The organism is Enterococcus casseliflavus NBRC 100478 (genome assembly GCF_001544095.1).
GTDB classification, from domain to species: domain Bacteria; phylum Bacillota; class Bacilli; order Lactobacillales; family Enterococcaceae; genus Enterococcus_D; species Enterococcus_D casseliflavus.
The window spans coordinates 1-904 of record NZ_BCPT01000045.1 but is presented as its reverse complement, the minus strand read 5'-3'; the positions used below and the strand labels follow the sequence as shown (position 1 = coordinate 904).

The window sequence follows — 904 nt, the reverse complement described above, 5'->3', positions numbered from 1 at the left end:
TGAAGCGACCCCCAAAAGTTAGACCAAAAAATCTAACTTTTGGGGGTCGTTATTTGTATGGCAAAATATCCTTTTGAATTAAAACTAAAAATCGTTAAAGAATATCTTAGTGGCGTGGGCGGATATCGGTATCTTGCCAACAAATACGGTATTTCAAGCAAGTCTCAAGTAAGTAATTGGGTGAATGCCTATCGTGAATACGGAGAGGAAGGTCTATTGAGAAAACATCAAAATCAGAAATATTCTGTTCAATTTAAGTTAAATGCGCTAGAGTTATATCAAACAAGTGAGATGTCCTATCGAGAAGTTGCTAGCACTTTAGAAATGAACAACCCTGCGCTTATTGCCAATTGGATGCGTAATTTCAGAGAAGCAGGTATTGAGGGGCTCTCAAAAGAGAAAGGGCGACCACTTACTTTGGCTAGAAAAAAAGAAAACAAAAAAGAAAATACAACAACTGAAGAACGCGATCGTATCAAGGCATTAGAAAAGCAAGTCCGATCCCTTCAAATTGAGAATGCCTTTTTAAAAGAGTTGAGGAAGCTGCGAAAACAGGAAGCCCAGCAAAGACGCAAGAATCAATCGCACGAATCATCGCCAGCCTCCGAGGATCATTCAAACTAGTTGAGCTTCTTGAAACATTGAAATTTCCTAAAGCAACCTATATGTATTGGCAGAAACGGTTTGACAGACCAAACCCAGACCAAGAAATTGAAGAAAAAATCCTTGAAATTCGCAAGGAGCATAAAGACTATGGCTGTCTGCGACTAAAAAAAGAATTAGAGAATCAAGGGATTCATGTCAATAAAAAGAAGATTCAACGTCTGATAAAAAAACTAGGTATCGAAGTAAAGTCTTACACTCGAAAATCTCGACGGTACAATTCTTATCGTGGGAAGGTTGG

The 904-nt window shown here is 38.4% G+C and carries 1 pseudogene; it reads left to right on the top strand.

Annotation, left to right across the window (positions count from 1 at the left end):
• Positions 1–57 precede the first annotated feature (57 nt).
• Positions 58–904: pseudogene (locus ECA1_RS16680) on the top strand (helix-turn-helix domain-containing protein); the annotation flags it as partial.